Annotated in this window: 18 protein-coding genes; 9 read left to right on the top strand and 9 right to left on the bottom strand. The window is 64.1% G+C overall.

Annotated elements, in window-relative coordinates; all coding sequences use genetic code 11:
• The first annotated feature begins 29 nt into the window (after window positions 1–29).
• Window positions 30–911 (top strand): bifunctional DNA-formamidopyrimidine glycosylase/DNA-(apurinic or apyrimidinic site) lyase, encoded by an 882-nt coding sequence (gene mutM / locus XH88_RS00360; RefSeq protein ID WP_271613451.1) that lies wholly within the window; start codon window positions 30–32, stop codon window positions 909–911.
• 263 nt (window positions 912–1,174) lie between these two features.
• On the opposite strand, the gene XH88_RS00355 is transcribed toward mutM, so the two are convergent.
• Window positions 1,175–1,918 (bottom strand): ParA family protein, encoded by a 744-nt coding sequence (locus XH88_RS00355; RefSeq protein WP_271613450.1) that lies wholly within the window; start codon window positions 1,916–1,918, stop codon window positions 1,175–1,177.
• Between the two features lie 244 nt (window positions 1,919–2,162).
• Here XH88_RS00355 and ggt point away from each other — a divergent pair, with 244 nt between their 5' ends.
• Complete coding sequence (ggt, locus tag XH88_RS00350; protein WP_271613449.1) at window positions 2,163–3,842, top strand: gamma-glutamyltransferase; 1,680 nt, start codon at window positions 2,163–2,165, stop codon at window positions 3,840–3,842.
• Window positions 3,843–3,980: 138 nt separating this feature from the next.
• Here the strand turns inward: ggt and XH88_RS00345 are convergent, their stop codons facing one another.
• Entirely contained in the window at window positions 3,981–5,342 is a 1,362-nt protein-coding gene (locus tag XH88_RS00345) for a S1 family peptidase (protein WP_271613448.1), read from the bottom strand.
• Window positions 5,343–5,433: 91 nt separating this feature from the next.
• Between XH88_RS00345 and XH88_RS00340 the strand changes: the two genes are divergently transcribed.
• Window positions 5,434–6,237 (top strand): HesA/MoeB/ThiF family protein, encoded by an 804-nt coding sequence (locus tag XH88_RS00340; RefSeq protein WP_271613447.1) that lies wholly within the window; start codon window positions 5,434–5,436, stop codon window positions 6,235–6,237.
• A 9-nt stretch (window positions 6,238–6,246) separates the two neighbouring features.
• Here the strand turns inward: XH88_RS00340 and XH88_RS00335 are convergent, their stop codons facing one another.
• On the bottom strand, window positions 6,247–7,254 hold the full coding sequence (locus XH88_RS00335; protein WP_271613446.1) for an aldo/keto reductase: 1,008 nt from the start codon (window positions 7,252–7,254) through the stop codon (window positions 6,247–6,249).
• A 117-nt stretch (window positions 7,255–7,371) separates the two neighbouring features.
• Here XH88_RS00335 and XH88_RS00330 point away from each other — a divergent pair, with 117 nt between their 5' ends.
• Window positions 7,372–8,283 (top strand): LysR family transcriptional regulator, encoded by a 912-nt coding sequence (locus XH88_RS00330; RefSeq protein ID WP_271613445.1) that lies wholly within the window; start codon window positions 7,372–7,374, stop codon window positions 8,281–8,283.
• Between the two features lie 3 nt (window positions 8,284–8,286).
• Here XH88_RS00330 and XH88_RS00325 read toward each other — a convergent pair whose 3' ends face one another.
• Window positions 8,287–9,288, bottom strand: a complete 1,002-nt coding sequence (locus tag XH88_RS00325; RefSeq protein WP_271613444.1) for a 2-hydroxyacid dehydrogenase — start codon at window positions 9,286–9,288, stop codon at window positions 8,287–8,289.
• 322 nt (window positions 9,289–9,610) lie between these two features.
• Between XH88_RS00325 and XH88_RS00320 the strand changes: the two genes are divergently transcribed.
• The gene (locus tag XH88_RS00320) at window positions 9,611–10,141 is read left to right on the top strand and encodes an SH3 domain-containing protein (RefSeq protein WP_271613443.1); all 531 of its coding nucleotides are present in this window, start codon (window positions 9,611–9,613) and stop codon (window positions 10,139–10,141) included.
• A gap of 145 nt (window positions 10,142–10,286) precedes the next feature.
• Here the strand turns inward: XH88_RS00320 and irrA are convergent, their stop codons facing one another.
• A complete protein-coding gene (gene irrA / locus XH88_RS00315; protein WP_271613442.1) occupies window positions 10,287–10,775 on the bottom strand; it encodes an iron response transcriptional regulator IrrA in 489 nt (162 codons plus the stop codon).
• 366 nt (window positions 10,776–11,141) lie between these two features.
• On the opposite strand from irrA, the gene fabA reads away from it, so the two are divergent.
• The 3 genes from fabA (at window position 11,142) to fabI (ending at window position 13,875) form a co-directional block, all read left to right on the top strand.
• Window positions 11,142–11,663 (top strand): 3-hydroxyacyl-[acyl-carrier-protein] dehydratase FabA, encoded by a 522-nt coding sequence (gene fabA, locus XH88_RS00310; RefSeq protein ID WP_271613441.1) that lies wholly within the window; start codon window positions 11,142–11,144, stop codon window positions 11,661–11,663.
• A 49-nt stretch (window positions 11,664–11,712) separates the two neighbouring features.
• A complete protein-coding gene (fabB, locus tag XH88_RS00305) occupies window positions 11,713–12,936 on the top strand; it encodes a beta-ketoacyl-ACP synthase I (RefSeq protein WP_271613440.1) in 1,224 nt (407 codons plus the stop codon).
• Between the two features lie 138 nt (window positions 12,937–13,074).
• Window positions 13,075–13,875, top strand: a complete 801-nt coding sequence (gene fabI, locus XH88_RS00300) for an enoyl-ACP reductase FabI (RefSeq protein ID WP_271613439.1) — start codon at window positions 13,075–13,077, stop codon at window positions 13,873–13,875.
• Here the strand turns inward: fabI and XH88_RS00295 are convergent.
• The 3 genes from XH88_RS00295 to XH88_RS00285 all read right to left on the bottom strand — a co-directional run bounded on the left by XH88_RS00295 (window position 13,872) and on the right by XH88_RS00285 (window position 16,044).
• Complete coding sequence (locus XH88_RS00295) at window positions 13,872–14,468, bottom strand: glutathione S-transferase family protein (RefSeq protein ID WP_271613438.1); 597 nt, start codon at window positions 14,466–14,468, stop codon at window positions 13,872–13,874. The genes fabI and XH88_RS00295 overlap by 4 nt on opposite strands.
• A 190-nt stretch (window positions 14,469–14,658) precedes the next feature.
• Window positions 14,659–15,111: a GNAT family N-acetyltransferase gene (locus XH88_RS00290; RefSeq protein ID WP_271613437.1), complete on the bottom strand. Its 453-nt coding sequence runs from the start codon at window positions 15,109–15,111 to the stop codon at window positions 14,659–14,661.
• 6 nt (window positions 15,112–15,117) lie between these two features.
• Window positions 15,118–16,044, bottom strand: coding sequence for a hydrogen peroxide-inducible genes activator (locus XH88_RS00285; RefSeq protein WP_271613436.1), 927 nt, complete (start codon window positions 16,042–16,044; stop codon window positions 15,118–15,120).
• Window positions 16,045–16,158: 114 nt separating this feature from the next.
• Between XH88_RS00285 and katG the strand changes: the two genes are divergently transcribed.
• Window positions 16,159–18,324 carry a catalase/peroxidase HPI gene (gene katG / locus XH88_RS00280; protein ID WP_271613435.1) on the top strand — a complete coding sequence of 722 codons (2,166 nt, stop codon included), beginning with the start codon at window positions 16,159–16,161 and terminating at the stop codon, window positions 18,322–18,324.
• Window positions 18,325–18,481: 157 nt separating this feature from the next.
• On the opposite strand, the gene XH88_RS00275 is transcribed toward katG, so the two are convergent.
• Window positions 18,482–19,300: IS1182 family transposase (locus tag XH88_RS00275; protein ID WP_271613434.1), on the bottom strand; the 819-nt coding region annotated here is incomplete at its 5' end.

Below are 19,300 nucleotides of genomic sequence, written 5' to 3'. Positions count from 1 at the left end.
CACCGCCCTCATAAGGTGAATGCCTGACCATGCCTGAATTGCCCGAAGTCGAGACCGTCCGCCGCGGCCTTCAGCCCGTGATGGAGGGGGCAAAAATCGTGGTCGCGGAGGCCCGCAGGCCCGATTTGCGCTTTCCGTTCCAGCCCGATTTCGTGGCCCGGCTCCAGGGACAGATCGTCACGGGACTTGGCCGCCGTGCAAAATACCTCATGGCCGATCTCGCCTCCGGCGACGTGCTGCTGATGCATCTGGGCATGTCGGGATCGTTCCGCGTCATCAAGCCGGACAACCAGGCCGCGCCCGGTGAGTTTCACTATCCGAAGGCGAAGGATTCCGCGCACGACCACGTGCTGTTTCGGATGTCCTCGGGCGCCGACATCGTCTTCAACGATCCCAGACGCTTCGGTTACATGAAAGTGATCGCACGCAATGCGCTCGAGGACGAGCCGCTCTTGCGCGACCTCGGCCCCGAGCCGCTCGGCAACGAGTTCGATGCTGCGATGCTGGCGCGCGCCTGCCAGGGCAAGACCACCAGCCTGAAGGCCGCGCTGCTCGACCAGCGCGTGGTCGCAGGTCTCGGCAACATCTATGTCTGCGAAGCCCTGCATCGCTCCCACCTGTCGCCGCGCCGAATCGCCGCGACGTTGTCGACCAAGAAGGGGGAGGCGACCGATCACGCCAAGCGCCTGGTCGGCGCCATCCACACCGTGCTGAACGATGCCATCAAGGCCGGCGGCTCGTCACTGCGGGATCATCGCCAGACCTCGGGCGAGCTCGGTTATTTCCAGCACTCCTTCAAGGTCTATGACCGCGAAGGCGAGACATGCACGACCCCGCGCTGCGGCGGCACGATCAAGCGCTTCACCCAGAACGGCCGTTCGACCTTCTGGTGCCCGAAATGTCAGAAATGAGAGGAATTGCAGGCGAACGGCCGAGAGCCTCTGTAAAATGATGATCTCACCACGCCGTCACTGCGAGCGCAGCGAAGGAACCCAGAATCCCTCCGCCGAAACACTCTGGATTGCTTCGCTACGCTCGCAGCGACCTGTGGATGGAATGTCCGAGACGCGCGAAGCGAAGCAATCCGGCCGGGCTGCTGGCCGGATTGCTTCGTCGCTTGGGCTCATTCACCGGACAGCGAAGAGCCCGTCTTTCTCCTGAGCGATCGCCCCGCTCAGGACGCCAGAGTCGTGGTTTCGTCCGCCGCAAGCTCGCCGGCGACCTGCAGCATCCCGTCCGCCGCCGACATGACCTGGTCGATCAGGGCATTGGTCGTGACCTCGAGCTCGAGGCGGTTCTCGATCCATCGCCAGAGGCCGCGGATCTCTTCCGTCGACTTGCCGTTCGGCGCGAATTCGCTGACGGCGAGGCCCGAGGCGAGCGAGTCCTGGTGGTCGTTGCGCATCACGATCAGCGGGCGCGCGAGAACCTCAGTGAGATCGAGTGCCGCTTCCTCGGCGAGCGCGCTCGCCGCATTATCGATGCGCTGGCCGCGGATCGGCGTCTGGTTCAGTACGAAGCTGTAGCGCCGCTTCCAGGCGCGCGCGACGCTGACGGTGGAGACGGTCGCCTCGATATCGGCGACGCTCGGGCGGGCCGGGATCAGGCAGAGGTCGGAGTAACGGATCGCAGCCGTGGTCGCGGCGGAAAGGCCGGCGGCGGTGTCGACGATCGCGAGCTGGAGGCCGCTGTCGGCCAGCATCTTCAGCCGCGGCGCGAAATCGGCGGCGTGATAGATCGGCTCGACGACGATGTCGTCGTTGTTGCGGCGGCGCGACCAATTGGAGAGGGTGCCCTGCGGGTCGGTCTCGATCAGGCGGACGGTGAAGCCGGCCTGCCTGGCGGCCAGCGCGAGGCCGATGGCGAGCGTGCTCTTGCCACTGCCGCCCTTTTGGGTGGCCAGTACGATCGTGTGCATTTGAAGATCAATCCTTTGGAGTGCCTGGGTCTTGCGGATAACGCCACGCGAACGTGCATCGCTTCTCGATGCTGAGCTCTTCTCGCTCAGGACGTACCCTGCCCGATCCAAAGGGGACCGCGGATGTCCGAATCAACGCTAACGATGATGGCAGAACCGGGAATGCCAGCTAATCCGTACCAATACTGGACCCGTAGTTGTGCCTATGGTGTGCTTGCTGCCTTGAACAGAAAGGGCAGGCGTGATGAGCGGCAATTGGCGCGATCGGACGGCAACCACCTTTGACTGTCAGAAAATGCCGGCGGTCTCGAGCCGCGGCATGGTCGTCAGCAACCACCCGCTCGCCTCCAGCGCCGGCGCCGAGATGCTCGCCGCCGGCGGTAACGCCATCGATGCTTCGATCGCCACGCTGTTCACGCTGACCGTGGTCGAGCCGATGATGGTTGGCATCATCGGCGGCGGCATGGCGCATATCAGGCTTGCCGACGGCAGTCATCGCGTCATCGACGGCCAGAGCACGGTGCCTGCTTTGGTGCGCGACACCACCTACACATCCAGGCCGGGCTCGGCGCCCGATGTGTTCGACACCGTCGGCAACGAGAACCTGAACGGTCCGAAAGCGGTGGCCACGCCGGGCTCGCTGAAGGCTTGGTGCGAGACGCTGCAAAGGTTCGGCACCATGTCGCTTGCCGACGTCATGCAGCCCGCGATCAAGCACGCCGCGCGCGGCTATGCGGCGACGCCGTATCTGCACGAATGCATCAGCGAGAGCGCGAGCGTGATGCGCAAGGACAAGCCGATTGCGGCAATCTATCTGCCGGGTGGCGAGCCGCTCAAGGTCGGCGAGCGCGTGGTGCACTCAGAATATGCCGAGACGCTGCGCCATATCGCCGATCACGGCGAGAAGGCTCTCTACGAGGGAGCGCTAGGCGATGTCCTCGTCGACTACATGGAGAAAGCTGGCGGCTTTATTCGCCGCGACGATCTCACCAATTACAAGACCGTTGAGCGCCAGCCTATCCGCGCCGACTATCGCGGCTGGACCATCCTTGGTCCGCCGCCGCCCGCGGCCTCTGGCGTGCACATCGCGCAGATGCTGAACATTCTCGAGGGCTACGATATCGAAGCGCTCGGGTTCGGTTCATCGGAGACGATTCACTACCTCGCCGAGGTCCTCAAGATCGCCTTCGCCGATCGCGCCGCGGCCAGCGGAGATCCTGATTACGTCGGCGTGCCCGTGGAGAAGTTGACGTCGAAAGCCTATGCCGAGGAGCGCCGCCGTACGATCGATCCGGCTCGTGCGCAGGCCTTTGGCGCCGGCGTGACACAGCTCGAAAGCGCACACACCACGCACATGACGGCGGCGGACAGCTTCGGCAACGTGGTCGCGACCACGCAGACCATCAACAATCTGTTCGGCGCCAAGATCATGATCCCGGGTCTGGGCGCGATTGCCAACAATTACATGAATCTGTTCGATCCGCGGCCGGGCCATGCGCTTTCGCTGGCACCAGGTAAGCGCGTCACGACCTCGATGTCGCCGATGATGGCTTTGCGTGACGGCAAGCTGCGTTACGCGCTGGGCCTGCCGGGCGGCAAGCGCATCTTTCCGAGCGCGATGCAGGCGCTGATCAACCTGATCGACCACGGCATGAGCCTGCAGGAAGCCGTCGAAGCGCCCCGCGTCTGGACCGAAGGCAATGCGCTCGAGGTCGAGCATACAGTGCCGGAAACTGTGCGCGCAAAACTCGCGGCGCTCGGCCACAAGGTGCAGCCGGTCGCGACGGTCGCCGGCGGCATGAACGGCATCGCCTTCCACGACGACGGCACCATGACCGGCGCCGCCTGCTGGCGCGCCGATGGCACGCCGGTCGGGATCTCCGGCGGGCTGGCGAAGGGCGGAGTCCGATTCAGGCTGAGCTAGCTGGTGGCCTGGACGCAGCGCAGAGCGGTGCGCTGCAGAGCCGGGGCACAGAAAGCAGCTAGCACGGAGCTAAGGGGGCATGGGTCCCGACTCGGCGCAGCAACACTGGCGCGTTGCAGCGCGTCCGGGACACGATAGCTATTTCCGCACGCAGATGACGCGCACGACGGCGCTCTTCGCGTCGGTCGATGTGCCATTCGCGGTGACAGCGTTCGCCTTGAGGAAATCGCGCACGGCTTCTGCCGAGACCATCACCGCTTGCGACGCCGGCATGGATGTCGTGGGGCCGGCAACCATCGCCGGCTTCGACAGCGCGACGCCGGCGAATTTGCCCTCGCCGTCGACGGCCGGGCTGCCGGAGAAGCCGAGGGCCGGCGGTGGAGACAGCGCCGAATCGCTCGCCGTCACCGGCGCCAGTGCGCCCCTGACGGTCGACACGTTGGCCGCGCCGCCCTGGTTCTGCGGATCGGCGATGCCGACGACATCGACACTCGTCTTCACAATGCCGCTCGCGAGGCTGAGCGGCTTCAGGCCGCGCGCGCCGTAGATGTGCAGCAGCGCGAGGTCGTGCTCCTTGTCCTCGGCAAGCCGGTCGGCACTGCCGTAGCCGCCGATGGTGATGGCGAGGCAAGAGTCCGTCACGAGGCGATCCGCCAGAATCGCACCGTCGTCGCTGACGACGATGCCGGTGCCGTATTCGACGGTCTTGCGTGGCGGAGGTCCGGCTTGCGGGCCCGTCGGAAACGCGTTGAACGCGCTCGACATCGCGATCACGACCGGCTCGACCGTGTTCTCCATGGCCTGGTCGTAGAGAATGGTCATGATGCGGACTTCGTCGCCCTTGAAGGTGCCGCGCACGTAGAATTTCTTCAGGCCCTGAAGTCCCGACAGCACGAAGAAGTCGGGCTTCACCACGATGTAGTCGACCTTGCGCCCCGCAGGCTCTTTCTTCTCGGCGTCCGCGAGCTTTGCGGTGGTCGGGTTGGCCTCCTTGCGCCTGCTGAGCATCACCTGCACCGTTCCGGTCGGCGAGGTCCATTTCGAGCCATTGGCATCGGTGGCCTGCTGCGGCACCAGTTTCGAGGGAATGCCGATCCGCGCGCCGCTGGTCATCTCCGTCATGATCTTCCAGCCGACGCTGTCCTGCTTGCGTCGTGCGGTCTCGGCGAGCGCGGCGCGTTCCTGCGGATTGAGCACGCCGGTCGGCTTGCCACCCTTGCCCTTCTGGTATCCCTTGATGGCATCGACCATGCGCGAGCTGACGTCGCCGGTGATGGCACCGTTATATTGACCGACCCAGGCGAGGTCGGATTGCAGCGACAGCCGCTCGGCCTGTGCCATCGCGTCGGCCGTTTCCGACGGCGTTTGCAGGGCGGGCGGCTTGATCGGGACGGTCTGCACCACCCTCGGCTTGGTGCCAGGGACCTGCGGCGCCGTCGTCTGGGCGTTGGTGACTGTGGCAGACGCCAACATCAGTGTTGCCGCAAGCATCGATCTCATGACAAATCCAGCCAGCCCATTGAACGCACTGCCATTGAACCACATCTCGTTGGTCGCGAACAATCTCGGGGTGGTTCAGGAGTAAGAGACGGTGCTGAGCCCGGACGAACTCGAACGCTATGCCCGCCATATCGTGCTGCGCGACGTCGGCGGTCCCGGCCAGGCTGCGCTGAAGCGGGCCTCCGTGCTGGTGATTGGTGCCGGCGGGCTCGGCGCGCCCGCGCTGATGTATCTGGCCGCCGCCGGCGTCGGCACGCTCGGCGTGGTCGATGACGATGTGGTGTCGCTGTCGAATCTTCAGCGCCAGGTGATCCACACCACGCCTGACATTGGCCGGCATAAGGTCGAGAGCGCGGCCGAGCGGATCGCGGCGCTCAATCCGCATGTCCGTTTCGTCGGCCACGCGACCTGGCTCAACGCCGACAATGCGCTGAGCCTGATCGGCGACTACGACCTCGTGCTCGACGGTTCCGACAATTTTTCGACGCGCTATCTGGTGTCGGATGCCTGCTTTTTCGCAAAGCGGCCGCTGATCACGGCTGCGCTTGGCACCTTCGATGGCTCACTCACGACCATCCGCGCTCACGAAAAGAACGAGCAGGGTGAATTCAATCCCACCTATCGCTGCCTATTTCCAGAGGCGCCGCCGCCGGGCACGGTGCCGGCCTGCGCGGAGGCGGGCGTCATGGGCGCGCTGGCAGGCGTGCTCGGCTCGATGATGGCGCTGGAGGCGATCCGCGAGATCGTCGGTTTCGGCGAGGGCCTGGTCGGCCGCCTCCTGATGATCGATGCGCGCGCGATGCGCTTCGAGACATTGCGTTACGCGCGCGATCCGGCCAATCCGCTCAATGGCGACGGGCCCGTGATCGCCGATCTCGGCGTCCATCGCGACTGATTGTTGCCGCTATCTCGTCGCGAGCTTCTCGCTGTCGAGATGCGCCATCTGTTCGGCGGCGTAGCGCGTGCCGGCGGCGACATTGGGCGGGAAGGTCTTTGCCAGCACGGCCAGATGCGCCGGCGTCAGCCTCACATCGGTGGCACCGAGCGCTTCGGCGAGGCGGTTGCGAGTCTTGGCGCCGACCAGCGGCACGATCTCGTCGCCCTGCGCGGCCACCCAGGCAATCGCGACCTGCGCCGGCGTCGCGCCGATCTCTCCGGCGATGGCGCGCAATTGCTCCGCCAGTGCGAGATTGGCATCGAGGTTCTCGCCCTGGAAGCGCGGCGTCATCAACCGGTAGTCCCTGCCTGATGTGCCGGAGGTCTTCGACCAATGACCGCTGATGAGCCCGCGCGCCAGCACGCCATAGGCGGTGATGGCGATGCCGAGTTCGCGACAGGTCTTCAGGATGTCGCGCTCGATGCCACGCTCGATCAGCGAATATTCGATCTGGAGGTCGGCGATCGGATGCACGGCATGGGCACGGCGGATGGTGTCGGAGCCGACTTCCGACAGACCAATATGCCTGACATAGCCTGCCTTCACCATCTCAGCGATGGCCCCGATGGTCTCCTCGATCGGCACACTGGGATCGAGACGAGCCGGACGGTAGATGTCGATGTAATCGGTACCGAGACGCTGCAGTGAATAAGCAAGGAAATTCTTCATCGCGGCCGGCCGGCAGTCCATGCCGTTGAATTCACCGGCGGAGCCGCGCAGCGCTCCGAACTTGACGCTGAGCTGCACCTTGTCGCGCCGGACGTCCTTCAACGCCTCGCGCAGCAGCATTTCATTGTGACCCATGGTGTAGAAATCGCCGGTGTCGAGCAGGGTGATGCCGGCATCGAGCGCCGCGTGCACCGTGGCGATGCTCTCGCCGCGATCGGCCGGGCCATAGGCGTCCGACATCGCCATGCAGCCGAGACCGAGGCTGGAGACGGTCGGACCGGTTGAACCGAGTTTGCGCTGTTCCATTGATGGCTCTCCTCGAAAAGGCGGCTGATGGCGCCGCGTGACGAGGGCAGATATGCGATCTTCGGATTGCGCCGATAAGCTGGACAATTCGGAATAGCTTGTTCAGATTATCGAACAATGGCCGATCCCGACCTGCGCGATCTCGATGTCTTCGTGGCGGTTGCCCGCACCCGCAATTTCCGCCGTGCGGCGGCGGAAATCCGCGTGTCGGTGTCGAGCCTTAGCCAGCGGCTGCGCGAGCTGGAAGAGCGCCTCGGCGTCCGCCTGATGAACCGCACCACCCGCAGCGTCGCGCTCACGGAGGCCGGCGAGCTCCTGCTGTCGCGGGTGGCTCCCGCGCTGCGCGACGTCGGCGATGCGCTGGATCAGGTGCGGGGCCTGCGCGAGGTCGCCTCGGGCCGGCTGCGCATCAACGCGCCGCCGCCTGCTGTGGACCTCGTGCTGGCGCCGATGGTTGGTCCGTTTCTGCAGGCCCATCCACAGGTCGATCTCGATCTCGTCTCCGAGAGCGGCCTCGTCGACATCGTCGGCGCCGGCTTTGACGCCGGCGTGCGTTATGGCGAGCATCTTGCGCAGGACATGGTGGCGATCTCGCTAAGTGGCCCGCAGAGTTACATCGTTGTCGCCTCGCCCGGTTACATCGCGCGGCGCGGCAGGCCGAAGCATCCGAAAGACCTACTCGATCATGATTGCATCCGCGCCCGCTACTCGAGTGGGGTCATGCATGATTGGGAGTTCGAGAAGCGCGGCCAGGTCGTGAAGGTCGATCCACCCGCAAAGCTTATCTCGACCAATATGGAGCTTGCCATGCGTGCCGCACTCGATGGCGTGGGCATCTGGGCCACGATCGATGGCTATGTCGGTGAGGCCGTGAAGTCCGGCGCGCTGGTCAGTCTGATGGAAGATTGGTGCGAGCCGTTCCCGGGCCCCTTCCTGTACTATCCCAGCCGGCGCCAGGTGCCGCCCGCGCTGCGCGCGTTCATCGATTTCGTCGCAGATTGGCGCAAGCGCGAGATGCGCAGCACGTAACCTTTAGAGCATGCTCGGCAGCACCCGATCCGGCGGCTTGTGCGCGTCGAGAAAGGTGCGGATGTTGATGATCACCTTCTCGCCCATCTCGACGCGGCCCTCGATCGTGGCCGAGCCCATATGCGGCATCAGCGTCACCTTGCCGGCTTTCGCAAGCCGCACCAGCTTCGGATTGACCGCGGGCTCGTGCTCGTAGACGTCGAGGCCGGCACCGGCGATCTCGCCGCCTTCGATCAGCTTGATCAGCGTGTCCTCGTCGATCACCTCGCCGCGCGCGGTGTTGACGATGTAGGCGTCCTTGCGGATCAGCTTCAGCCGCCGCGCCGACAGCAGATGATAGGTGGCCGGCGTGTGCGGGCAGTTCACTGAGATGATGTCCATCCGTGCCAGCATCTGGTCGAGGCTTTCCCAATAGGTTGCGCCGAGCTCTTCGGCGATGACAGGCGCGACGGGACGGCGGTTGTGGTAGTGGATCTGCAGGCCGAAGGCGCGGGCGCGGCGCGCAACCGCCTGACCGATGCGGCCCATGCCGATGATGCCGAGGCGTTTTCCCCCGATGCGGTGACCGAGCATCCAGGTCGGCGACCAGCCCGCCCAGGGTTTTCCTTCGGTCAGCACCGAGGCGCCTTCGATCATTCGGCGCGGCACGGCCAGGATCAGCGCCATGGTCATGTCGGCGGTGTCTTCGGTCAGCACCTTCGGCGTGTTCGTGACGGTGATGCCGCGGGCATGCGCGGCCGCAACGTCGATATTGTCGACGCCGTTACCGAAATTCGCGATCAGGCGCAGCTTGCAGTCGGGCTGGTTGACGATGTCGGCGCTGATGTTGTCGGTGACCGTCGGAACCAGGATGTCGGCAGTGCGCGCGGCTTCTGCAAGCTGGTCGGTCGACATCGGCGTGTCGTCGAGATTGATGCGCGCGTCGAACAGTTCGCGCATCCGGGTCTCGATCGAGTCCGGCAGCTTGCGCGTCACGACGACGAGGGGCTTTTTCTTCACCGACATGTCCTGCCCTCATGAGGCGTTGCAGGCCGCCTTTGTCGCCAAAGGCCGGCCGTTGAGGCCTCATTAACCCGGTTGTTCGACACTGGCGTTGCCGTGTCGTCCCCGGCGTTTCCTTCAAGCTTTCCCCCATTTTCCGGCCGGAAAATCGGGGCAAACTGGTTGTTCAAGCGTCCGTCCTCTCTAGCAGAAGGCCGGGCCAAGACAAGAACCAGGGCTAGTGCTTCGGGAACACCCGCGTGGGGCGGGAAAAGGGGACGCGGCAAGGTTTTGGAATTTGGGGTGAGGACCCGGTTCAGCCGGGTCTTCGACAGGAGACGGGTTAATGGCGTTGGGGCGTTTTTGTTCGGTGATGGCGCTCGTTTGCACCTGGTGGAGCGCTTCGGTCGGCCCCTCGCATTCGGCCAAGGACACCACCCCGCAGACTGCCAGTGGCCTGCCGGTACCGCGCTATGTCAGCCTGAAATCGGACCACGTGAATGTCCGCGCCGGTCCGACCAAGGACAATGACGTGGCCTGGGTCTACACCCGCGCCGGGCTGCCGGTCGAAATCACCGCCGAGTTTGAGAACTGGCGCCGGGTGCGCGATTCCGAAGGTGCCGAGGGCTGGGTCTACCACTCGCTGCTATCGGGCCGCCGCACTGCGGTGGTCACCATGAAGCACAAGGACGACCTCGCGCCGATCTATGACCGCGCCGATGCGGACAGTGCGGTCGCCGCGAAACTCCAGGCCGGCGTCGTCACGCAGGTGAAAAAGTGCACGACCAGCTGGTGCCACGTCACCGGCAACGGTTTTGATGGCTGGATCCAGCAGGAGCGCCTCTGGGGCGTCTATGCCGACGAGCAGGTCAACTGACCCGCGGGCTGAAGCCCGAGCTGTAGCTTGAATCGTTATGCCCGGACTTGTCCCGGGCATCGGCGCGCTTTTCGCTAAGCCCCAAAAACGTGGATGGCCGGGACAAGCCCGGCCATGACGACAACTCAACAATTTTGGATCGATCTCAGCGCTTCTTGCGCAGACGCACCACCATGTCGATGCGCGAGATTTCGTAGCCCTCCGGCACCTCCGGCATCTTGGACAGCGCCAGATGCGGATCCTCGATGTCGACCAGCTCGTGGCTGTTCTCGAGATAATAGTGGTGGTGGGTGGTGATGTTGGTATCGAAATAGGTCTTGGTGCCGTCCACACTGACCTGGCGCAGCAAGCCGGCGTCGGTGAGCTGATTCAGCGTGTTGTAGACGGTCGCGAGCGACACCGGGACCTTGGCCAGGGTCGCTTCCTCGTAGAGCATTTCAGCCGTGAGGTGGCGTGCACCCTTGCCGAACAGCAGCCAGCCAAGCGCCATGCGCTGACGCGTCGGGCGCAGGCCGGCAGACTGGAGCATCTCGTTGACGTCGTGCCAGGGGCAGCCGGTCAGAGCCGGCTGGCGGCCGGACAGAAGGGCCGCATGGACGTCTTCGTGTTGACGGGGCGCGTTGTTCTCGCTCATTTCCAAAATTCGGGCACGCGTGGACACTATCTACCTGCAGTATATGGACAGATAGATGCAGATGCAAGTTTCTCGCAACTAGAGCGGTTCTAATTAGCAGGGGAACCGGGCCCGAGCATCGTCATTTTACCTTCATGAGATCGCTTTGCCACCGAAAAGGCCTGTGTTAGAGAGCGCCCGGTTCCGCTTAGCCTGGTGTGGTGCGGCCGGGCATTGAGGCCAGGGTCGCAAGTCCATGTTCGCTAGTCCTCCGGGCTCTCGGCATTCGCGCCTGCTGACGACAGCAAAGGCGTTGCTTTCCGAACGAAACGGGGCCCATTTTTGCCAGAAACGCCGCTCAATCGGGGTTAGAACAGAGGCTTCCGCATGCTGAACAGGCGCAACGGTTACGAATACGAAGATCTGCTGGCATGTGCCCGCGGCGAGATGTTCGGCCCGGGCAATGCCCAGCTGCCGCTGCCGCCGATGCTGATGTTCGATCGCATCACCGAAATCAACGACAACGGCGGCGAGTTCGGCAAGGGACTGGTCCGCGCCGAGCTCGACGTTAAGCCGGACCTCTGGTTCTTCGGCTGCCACTTCAAGAACGATCCCGTCATGCCCGGCTGCCTCGGCCTCGATGCGCTGTGGCAAATGGTCGGCTTTTATCTCGGCTGGATCGGTGGCGAAGGTCGCGGCCGAGCGCTTGGTCTGAGCGAATTAAAGTTCGGCGGCCAGGTGCTGCCCGAGGCCCGCAAGGTTGTGTACAACGTCGATATCAAACGCGTGATGCGTTCAAAGCTCGTGCTCGGCATCGCCGACGGATGGCTTTCGGTCGATGACCAGATTATTTATCGCGCCAAAGATCTGAAGGTCGGCCTGTTCAAGCAGGGCACGAGCCTGGGCTAGGCGCGTTATCGAGCATTACGAAGAAGACAACGATTTAGGCGAGGCTGTCATGAGGCGGGTTGTGGTCACCGGGATGGGTATCGTCTCGTCGATCGGAAACAACACCCAGGAAGTGCTTGCGAGCCTTCACGAGGCGAAGTCGGGCATTTCGCGGGCGGAGAAATATGCCGAGCTCGGCTTCCGTTCGCAGGTGCAGGGTGCGCCGACGCTTGATCCATCTACCGTGGTCGACCGACGCGCGATGCGCTTCCTCGGTCAGGGCGCGGCGTGGAATCACGTCGCGATGGAGCAGGCGATCCAGGACTCCGGTCTCTCGCCCGAGGAAGTCTCCAACATCCGCACCGGCATCATCATGGGTTCCGGCGGTCCGTCCGCCCGCACCATCGTCGAAGCCGCCGACACGACGCGCACCAAGGGACCCAAACGCGTCGGTCCGTTTGCGGTGCCAAAGGCGATGTCGTCCACGGCGTCGGCGACGCTCGCGACCTGGTTCAAGATCAAGGGCGTGAATTACTCGATCTCCTCGGCCTGCGCGACGTCGAACCATTGCATCGGCAATGCCTACGAGACCATCCAGTGGGGCAAGCAGGACGTCGTCTTTGCCGGCGGCTGCGAGGAATTGGACTGGACCCTGTCCGTGCTGTTCGACGCCATGGGCGCGATGTCGTCGAAGTACAACGATACCCCCGCCACCGCTTCGCGTCCCTATGATCTCAACCGGGATGGTTTCGTCATCGCCGGCGGTGCCGGTGTGCTCGTGCTTGAAGAGCTCGAGCACGCCAAGGCGCGCGGCGCGCGCATCTACGGGGAGATCGTCGGCTACGGAGCAACGTCGGACGGCTACGACATGGTCGCGCCGTCAGGCGAAGGCGCCGAGCGCTGCATGCGCATGGCGATGTCGACGGTGAAGACCAAGGTCGATTACATCAATCCGCACGCGACCTCGACGCCGGCCGGCGATCCGCCGGAGATCGAGGCAATCCGGAAAGTCTTTGGCGTCGGCGAAAAGTGCCCGCCGATCTCGGCGACCAAGGCGCTGACGGGGCACTCGCTGGGTGCGACCGGCGTACAGGAGGCGATCTACTCGCTGCTGATGATGAACAACGGCTTCGTCTGCGAGAGCGCACACATCCATGAGCTCGACCCCGTGTTTGCCGACATGCCGATCGTCCGCAAGCGCATCGACAACGTCAAGATCGGCACCGTGCTGTCGAACTCGTTCGGTTTCGGCGGCACCAACGCCACGCTGGTATTCAGCCGGATGGATGTGTGACGCCCTCGCGGGCGTATCGATGATTGTCTCGTCATGGCCGGGCTTGTCCCGGCCATCCACGTCTTTGTTATCGGCTGCGGAAGAACATGGATGCCCGGGACAAGCCCGGCATGACGGACAGAGGAAGGTGATCGCGAGATGGAAGGTTTGATGAAAGGCAAGCGCGGTCTGATCATGGGCATCGCCAATGATCATTCGATCGCCTGGGGCATGGCCAAGACGCTGCATGCCCATGGCGCCGAGCTTGCCTTCACCTTCCAGGGCGAGGCTCTCGGCAGGCGGGTCAAACCGCTCGCGGAGTCTCTCGGCGTCGAACTGGTGCTGCCTTGCGACGTCGAGGACATCGCCAGCGTCGATGCCACCTTCGATATGCTCCGCGAAAAATGGGGCAAGCTCGACTTCGTCATCCACGCGATCGGCTTTGCCGACAAGAACGAGCTGAAGGGCCGCTACGCCGACACCAGCCGCGAAAACTTTTCGCGCACCATGGTGATCTCCTGCTTCTCGTTCACGGAAGTCGCAAAGCGCGCCGCCGAGCTGATGACGGACGGCGGCAGCATGATCACGCTGACCTTCGGCGCCTCCGAACGATCGATGCCGAACTACAATGTGATGGGCGTGGCCAAGGCGGCGCTGGAAGCCTCGGTGCGCTATCTCGCGTCCGATTTTGGACCGCGCGGCATCCGCGTCAACGCGATCTCCGCCGGCCCCATCCGCACGCTCGCCGGCTCCGGCATCGGCGAGGCGCGCGCGATGTTTGCGTTCATGCAGAAGCATTCGCCGCTCCGCCGCGGCGTCACGCTCGACGAACTCGGCGGCTCGGCACTGTATCTGCTATCGGATCTCTCCGGCGGCGTGACCGGCGAGATCCATTACGTCGATTCCGGCTACAACATCGTGCTGATGCCAAGGCCCGACGATTTGAAGGCGTCGGACTAACCTGCCGCAATCCTCTCCGCGCGCTGGAACGCCGGCCGCGCCATGCAGCGCGCGATGTAGGCGTCGAAGGCCGGGCGCGACGGGACCATCTTGAACAGGCGCACCGCGAAATTCAGGCCGGAGCCGATCGTGATGTCGGCGGCGGAAAATTCCTCGCCGAGAATCCACGGCCCCTTTTCGAGCGCCGCTTCCAGCACGTCGAACACCTGCGTCGCGCTGCCCCAAGCCGCGGTCGAGGTCGGCACTTCGATCTTGGTGAAGATCTGGATGATCGCCGGCTCGATGCAGCTGGGCGAGAAGAACAGCCATTGCAGATAGCGTGCGCGCCGCGGGTCGGTCACATCAGGCGCGAGCTTCGTCTCGGGATAGCGGTCGGCGATGTAAGCACAGATCGCTGCGGCTTCGCCGAGCGCGGCATCGCCGTCGCTGAGCGCCGGCACCTTGCCCATCGGATTGATCTTCAAATAGTCCGGTGCTTTCTGCGCGCCCGTCGAAATATCGGTCAGCACGCGCTCATAGGGCAGGCCGCTCTCTTCCATCAGCCAGAGTGTCGAGAACGAACGCGAGCGCGGTGACCAATAGAGCTTGATCATGGGGGAGCGAACCTTTCATCCGGGGGGAAGCGAACAGCACGCAATCATGGCGTGGTTGCCGCGCATTCGCAACGCTCGACGCCTGGGCGGGACATGCGGCGTGAACGACATGTTGGACAACGCGTATTTGTCTATTCTCGCGTGCTGCTGGTCAAGCAGCGTCGCGCCGTTTCGCCGCCTGACTGCCGGATCATTTTCGTCTCCACCGGTAGCATCTCATCGTGAAGCCCGTGACCGGGGAGATCTCTTCGCTCTCGAACACGAAGCCTTCGCGCTCGTACCAGCGCCAGGCTTTTTCGTTCTCACGCACACAGCGCAGTTCGATCTCGTCCGGCATCTGGGCCCGCGTGAAGGCGAGCAATTGCCGCCCGAGCGATTGGCCCTGATAGGCGGGCGCGACGAAGAGCTGGTCGAGATGGAGCTTCGGCAGATGCAGCGCCAGCATCGCGGCGATCGTGCCATTGTCGTCGGCGACGTACAGGGACCAGCCATCCTCGATCTCGCGCCTGACGCGTGCGCGCAGATTCGCCAGCAGGAAGTTGCTCACTTCGGCAAGCCCGGTCGACACCCAGCTCTCCATCCAGACGCGGGCGATCTCGTCATATTCGTCAGCGCGGGCGCGGCGGATGATGGGATGCGGCATCAGAAGTCAGGGCCGCTGATTGCGCAGGGATTGCCGCGCGCGCACCTTGCCGGCCGACAGGCACACCACCTCCGAGATCTGGAGCAGCTGCCGCGCCAGCGGACTGGTCTTGCGCCAGACCATGCCGATGGTGCGCGACGGCTCGGGATCGCGAAAGCGCGACAGCGAGACAGAGGCCGATCGCGTCTCCACCGACACCGCCATCTCCGGAATCAGCGTAACGCCGATACCGGCGCTGACCATCTGCACCAGCGTCGACAGCGAATTCGCATCAAGCATCTCGCGCGGCGGCGCTGACTGCATATTGCAGAACGACAGCGCCTGGTCGCGGAAACAGTGGCCCTCTTCGAGCAGAAGGAGCCGCATCTCGCGCATCATCTCGCGCGACGGCACCGGGGTGCCCGCATCCGTACCCGGCCGCACCAGCAGGAATTTCTCCTCGAACAGGGCGACCTCGGTGAGCGAGGGTTCGGAGACCGGCAGCGCGACGATGGCGGTGTCGAGCCGGCCTTCGACGAGCTCCTGGATCAGCCGCGGCGTCATCGTCTCGCGCACGCGGATGTCGAGTTCCGGATGCATGCGCGTGAGATTCTTGGTGATCTTGGGCAAAAGATAAGGCGCGATGGTCGGGATCATGCCGATGCGCAAGCGCCCGGCGAAGCGGTCTTGCGAAGCGCGGGCGAAATCGCCGAGCTCGTCGACCGAGCGCAGGATGTCACGGACGCGCTGCGCGAGCTCCTCGCCGAACCGGGTCAGCGCGACCTGGCGTGCGCTGCGCTCCAGCAGCAGCCCACCGAGCGCCTCCTCCAGTTCCTTGATCTGCATCGACAGCGCCGGCTGCGAGATGGAACAGGCCTCCGCGGCGCGGCCGAAATGGCCATGGCGCGCCAATGCGTCGAAATAGCGCAGCTGGCGCAGCGTCAGATTGATCATCAGAAAAACCTATCGCAGCGATCATTAAAGTCAACTTCCCCTGATGGAAGGTGGCGCTTAGAGTGGTTCAACCTGGTCACTGGCGCGAGTTCGACGCCACCAGAGGAGGTATTCATGGACGACACTTCAAAGTGCCCGTTTTCGGGTGGAAAACGCGTGCCGGCGAACCGCGATTGGTGGCCAACCAATCTCAGCATCGAGATGCTGCACAAGAACTCGGACCTGTCCGACCCGATGGGCAAGGACTTCGATTATGCCAAGGAGTTCAAGTCGCTCGATCTGAATGCGGTCATCAAGGACCTGACGGCTCTGATGACGGATTCGCAGGAGTGGTGGCCCGCCGATTTCGGTCACTATGGCGGTCTCATGATCCGCATGGCCTGGCACAGCGCGGGCACCTATCGCATCACTGACGGCCGCGGCGGCGCCGGTGCCGGCCAGCAACGTTTCGCCCCGCTCAACAGTTGGCCTGACAATGCCAACCTCGACAAGGCGCGCCGGCTGCTCTGGCCGATCAAGCAGAAATACGGCCGCAAGCTTTCCTGGGCCGATCTGATGGTGCTCGCCGGCAACGTCGCGCTGGAATCGATGGGCTTCAAGACGTTTGGTTTCGCCGGCGGCCGCGCCGACGTCTGGGAGCCGGAAGAACTCTATTGGGGACCGGAAGGCACCTGGCTGGGCGATGAGCGCTATAGCGGCGAACGCCAGCTCGCCGAGCCGCTCGGCGCCGTGCAAATGGGCCTCATCTACGTCAACCCGGAAGGCCCCAACGGCAAGCCGGATCCGATCGCCGCGGCGAAAGACATCCGCGAGACCTTCTTCCGCATGGCGATGAACGACGAGGAGACCGTCGCGCTGATCGCCGGCGGCCACACCTTCGGCAAGACCCATGGCGCCGGCGATCCGTCGCTGGTCGGTCCCGAGCCGGAAGCAGGCGCGCTGGAAGATCAGGGCCTCGGCTGGAAGAGCAAGTACGCATCGGGCATGGCCGGTGATTCCATCACCAGCGGTCTCGAAGTGACCTGGACCACGACGCCGACGAAGTGGAGCAACAACTTCTTCGAGAACCTGTTCAAGTACGAATGGGAGCTGACGAAGAGCCCTGGCGGTGCGAACCAGTGGGTGGCGAAGGGCGCCGACGCGATCATTCCGGATCCGTTCGACAAGTCAAGGAAGCACCGGCCGACGATGCTGACCACCGACCTCTCGCTGCGCTTCGATCCGGCCTATAAGAAGATCTCGCGCCGCTTCCTGGAGAATCCGGCTCAGTTCGCGGACGCCTTCGCCCGCGCCTGGTTCAAGCTCACCCACCGCGACATGGGTCCGATCCAGCGCTACCTCGGCCCGCTGGTGCCGAAGGAGGCGCTGATCTGGCAGGATCCGATTCCGGCCGTGAATCACGAGCTGGTCAGCGACCAGGACATCGCGTCGCTGAAGAGCAAGGTGCTGGCCTCGGGTCTCTCGGTGTCCGAGCTGGTCTCGACCGCCTGGGCGTCGGCCTCGACCTTCCGCGGCTCGGACAAGCGCGGCGGCGCCAACGGCGCGCGCATCCGCCTTGCTCCGCAGAAGGACTGGGAGGTCAACCAGCCGGCTCAGCTCTCCAAGGTGCTCGCCAAGCTCGAAGCGCTCCAGAAGGAGTTCAACGCGTCTTCAGGTGCCAAGAAGGTCTCGATCGCCGACCTGATCGTGCTCGGCGGCACTGCCGCAGTCGAGAAGGCCGCCAAGGATGCCGGCGTCGACGTCAAGGTTGGCTTCACGCCGGGTCGCATGGATGCGTCGCAGGAGCAGACCGATGCCGCCTCCTTCGCACCGCTGGAGCCGCGGGCCGATGGTTTCCGCAACTATGTCGGCAAGAAACACCAGTTCCTCCGAGAGGAAGAAGCCCTGGTCGATCGCGCGCAGCTTCTGAAGCTCACCGGTCCCGAACTGACTGTTCTGGTCGGCGGTCTGCGCGTGCTCGGCGCCAACGCCAACGGTTCGAAGCACGGCGTCTTCACCTCGAAGGTGGGCACGCTTTCGAACGACTACTTCGTCAACTTGCTCGACATGAGCACGGCGTGGGCGCCGGTCGCTGATGGCTCTTACGAGGGCCGCGACCGCAAGACCAATGCAGTGAAGTGGACCGGCACGCGCGCCGATCTGATCTTCGGCTCGCACTCGCAGCTCCGCGCTTTCGCCGAGGTCTATGCGACCTCGGATTCCAAGGAGAAGTTCGTGAAGGACTTCGCCAAGGCCTGGACCAAGGTGATGAACCTCGATCGCTACGATCTCACGGCGTGAGTTGTTGCACCTCTCCCGCAAAGCAAGCGGGAGAGGGAGCACGGGTATTCCACGCGACCACAAGAAAAAAGGGCGGCCTTTCGGCCGCCCCAGACTGTTGACAAACCCCGTCGATTTTTCGGCGGGGTTTTTGTTTTGTGGCTGGTTTTAAGTTGGCTCATGCCGGCATGGGCCGTGGGGCCAGGGCGAGAGCTATTTTCTTGATGTTCTGGGCGGCGGCGGCGAGCAGACATTGGCAAGTGACCGCGAGCAGGCCACGAAAGCGGGCATAGCGATGGCCATGGAGTTGCTTGGCGTCGGCGAACGAGCGCTCGACCGTCTCCTTGCGGCGCTTGTAGATGCGCTTGCCCCATGGCGTGAGCCGGTGCGCATCGACGCGTTCGCGCGCCTCGGTCCAGACATGACGGGTGATCAGGCGAACCGCCGTGCGGCTGGATGTGCAGGCGGCCCGGAGCGGACAGGCTTTGCAGATCGCCGGATCGCTCTTGTAGTGGCGATAGCCCGCGCGGTCGGTGGTGGCGTACGCGAGCAATTGCCCCTGGGGGCAGCGGTAGCCGTCCACGTTCGCCTCGTAGGTAAACGCCTTGTTGGCCATCATGCCAGGGCGCGGCGGGGTCGGCCGGCGATAGCCGGTGACGCCCAGGATGCGGCGCTGTTCCAGGCCTTGGGCGATACCGGAGGTGGCATAGCCGGCGTCCAATCCGACCGCCGCGACATCGAAGCCAAAGCGTTGCCGCTGGCGATCGAGCCGCCCCAGATAAACGATCGAGTCGTGCACGTTGGCGGGTGTCGCATAGGTATCGGTGATGATGCCGAGCCGGCCATCGACAGTACGGTGATCGAGGTAGAAAAAACCCTTCGGCTTGCCTTCGCGGACCATGTAGCCGGCTTCCGGATCGGTCCGCGAGACCTTGGTCTCTTTCTCGACCGGATGACGCTCCTTCTCCGGCAGCGGCTTCTTGCCATGCGCGGCACG

Source organism: Bradyrhizobium sp. CCBAU 51627 (assembly GCF_028128765.1).
Lineage (GTDB): Bacteria > Pseudomonadota > Alphaproteobacteria > Rhizobiales > Xanthobacteraceae > Bradyrhizobium.
The sequence above is the reverse complement of the archived record's forward strand: the minus strand, read 5'-3'. Positions and strand labels throughout refer to the sequence as shown.

What these genes read in the sequence shown, in the direction of transcription:
- mutM (WP_271613451.1), top strand. Translation starts at nt 30, where the DNA reads ATGCCTGAATTGCCCGAAGTCGAGACCGTCCGCCGCGGCCTTCAGCCC.
- XH88_RS00355 (WP_271613450.1), bottom strand. Translation starts at nt 1,918, where the DNA reads ATGCACACGATCGTACTGGCCACCCAAAAGGGCGGCAGTGGCAAGAGC.
- ggt (WP_271613449.1), top strand. Translation starts at nt 2,163, where the DNA reads ATGAGCGGCAATTGGCGCGATCGGACGGCAACCACCTTTGACTGTCAG.
- XH88_RS00345 (WP_271613448.1), bottom strand. Translation starts at nt 5,342, where the DNA reads ATGAGATCGATGCTTGCGGCAACACTGATGTTGGCGTCTGCCACAGTC.
- XH88_RS00335 (WP_271613446.1), bottom strand. Translation starts at nt 7,254, where the DNA reads ATGGAACAGCGCAAACTCGGTTCAACCGGTCCGACCGTCTCCAGCCTC.
- XH88_RS00330 (WP_271613445.1), top strand. Translation starts at nt 7,372, where the DNA reads ATGGCCGATCCCGACCTGCGCGATCTCGATGTCTTCGTGGCGGTTGCC.
- XH88_RS00325 (WP_271613444.1), bottom strand. Translation starts at nt 9,288, where the DNA reads ATGTCGGTGAAGAAAAAGCCCCTCGTCGTCGTGACGCGCAAGCTGCCG.
- XH88_RS00320 (WP_271613443.1), top strand. Translation starts at nt 9,611, where the DNA reads ATGGCGTTGGGGCGTTTTTGTTCGGTGATGGCGCTCGTTTGCACCTGG.
- irrA (WP_271613442.1), bottom strand. Translation starts at nt 10,775, where the DNA reads ATGAGCGAGAACAACGCGCCCCGTCAACACGAAGACGTCCATGCGGCC.
- fabA (WP_271613441.1), top strand. Translation starts at nt 11,142, where the DNA reads ATGCTGAACAGGCGCAACGGTTACGAATACGAAGATCTGCTGGCATGT.
- fabB (WP_271613440.1), top strand. Translation starts at nt 11,713, where the DNA reads ATGAGGCGGGTTGTGGTCACCGGGATGGGTATCGTCTCGTCGATCGGA.
- fabI (WP_271613439.1), top strand. Translation starts at nt 13,075, where the DNA reads ATGGAAGGTTTGATGAAAGGCAAGCGCGGTCTGATCATGGGCATCGCC.
- XH88_RS00295 (WP_271613438.1), bottom strand. Translation starts at nt 14,468, where the DNA reads ATGATCAAGCTCTATTGGTCACCGCGCTCGCGTTCGTTCTCGACACTC.
- XH88_RS00290 (WP_271613437.1), bottom strand. Translation starts at nt 15,111, where the DNA reads ATGCCGCATCCCATCATCCGCCGCGCCCGCGCTGACGAATATGACGAG.
- XH88_RS00285 (WP_271613436.1), bottom strand. Translation starts at nt 16,044, where the DNA reads ATGATCAATCTGACGCTGCGCCAGCTGCGCTATTTCGACGCATTGGCG.
- katG (WP_271613435.1), top strand. Translation starts at nt 16,159, where the DNA reads ATGGACGACACTTCAAAGTGCCCGTTTTCGGGTGGAAAACGCGTGCCG.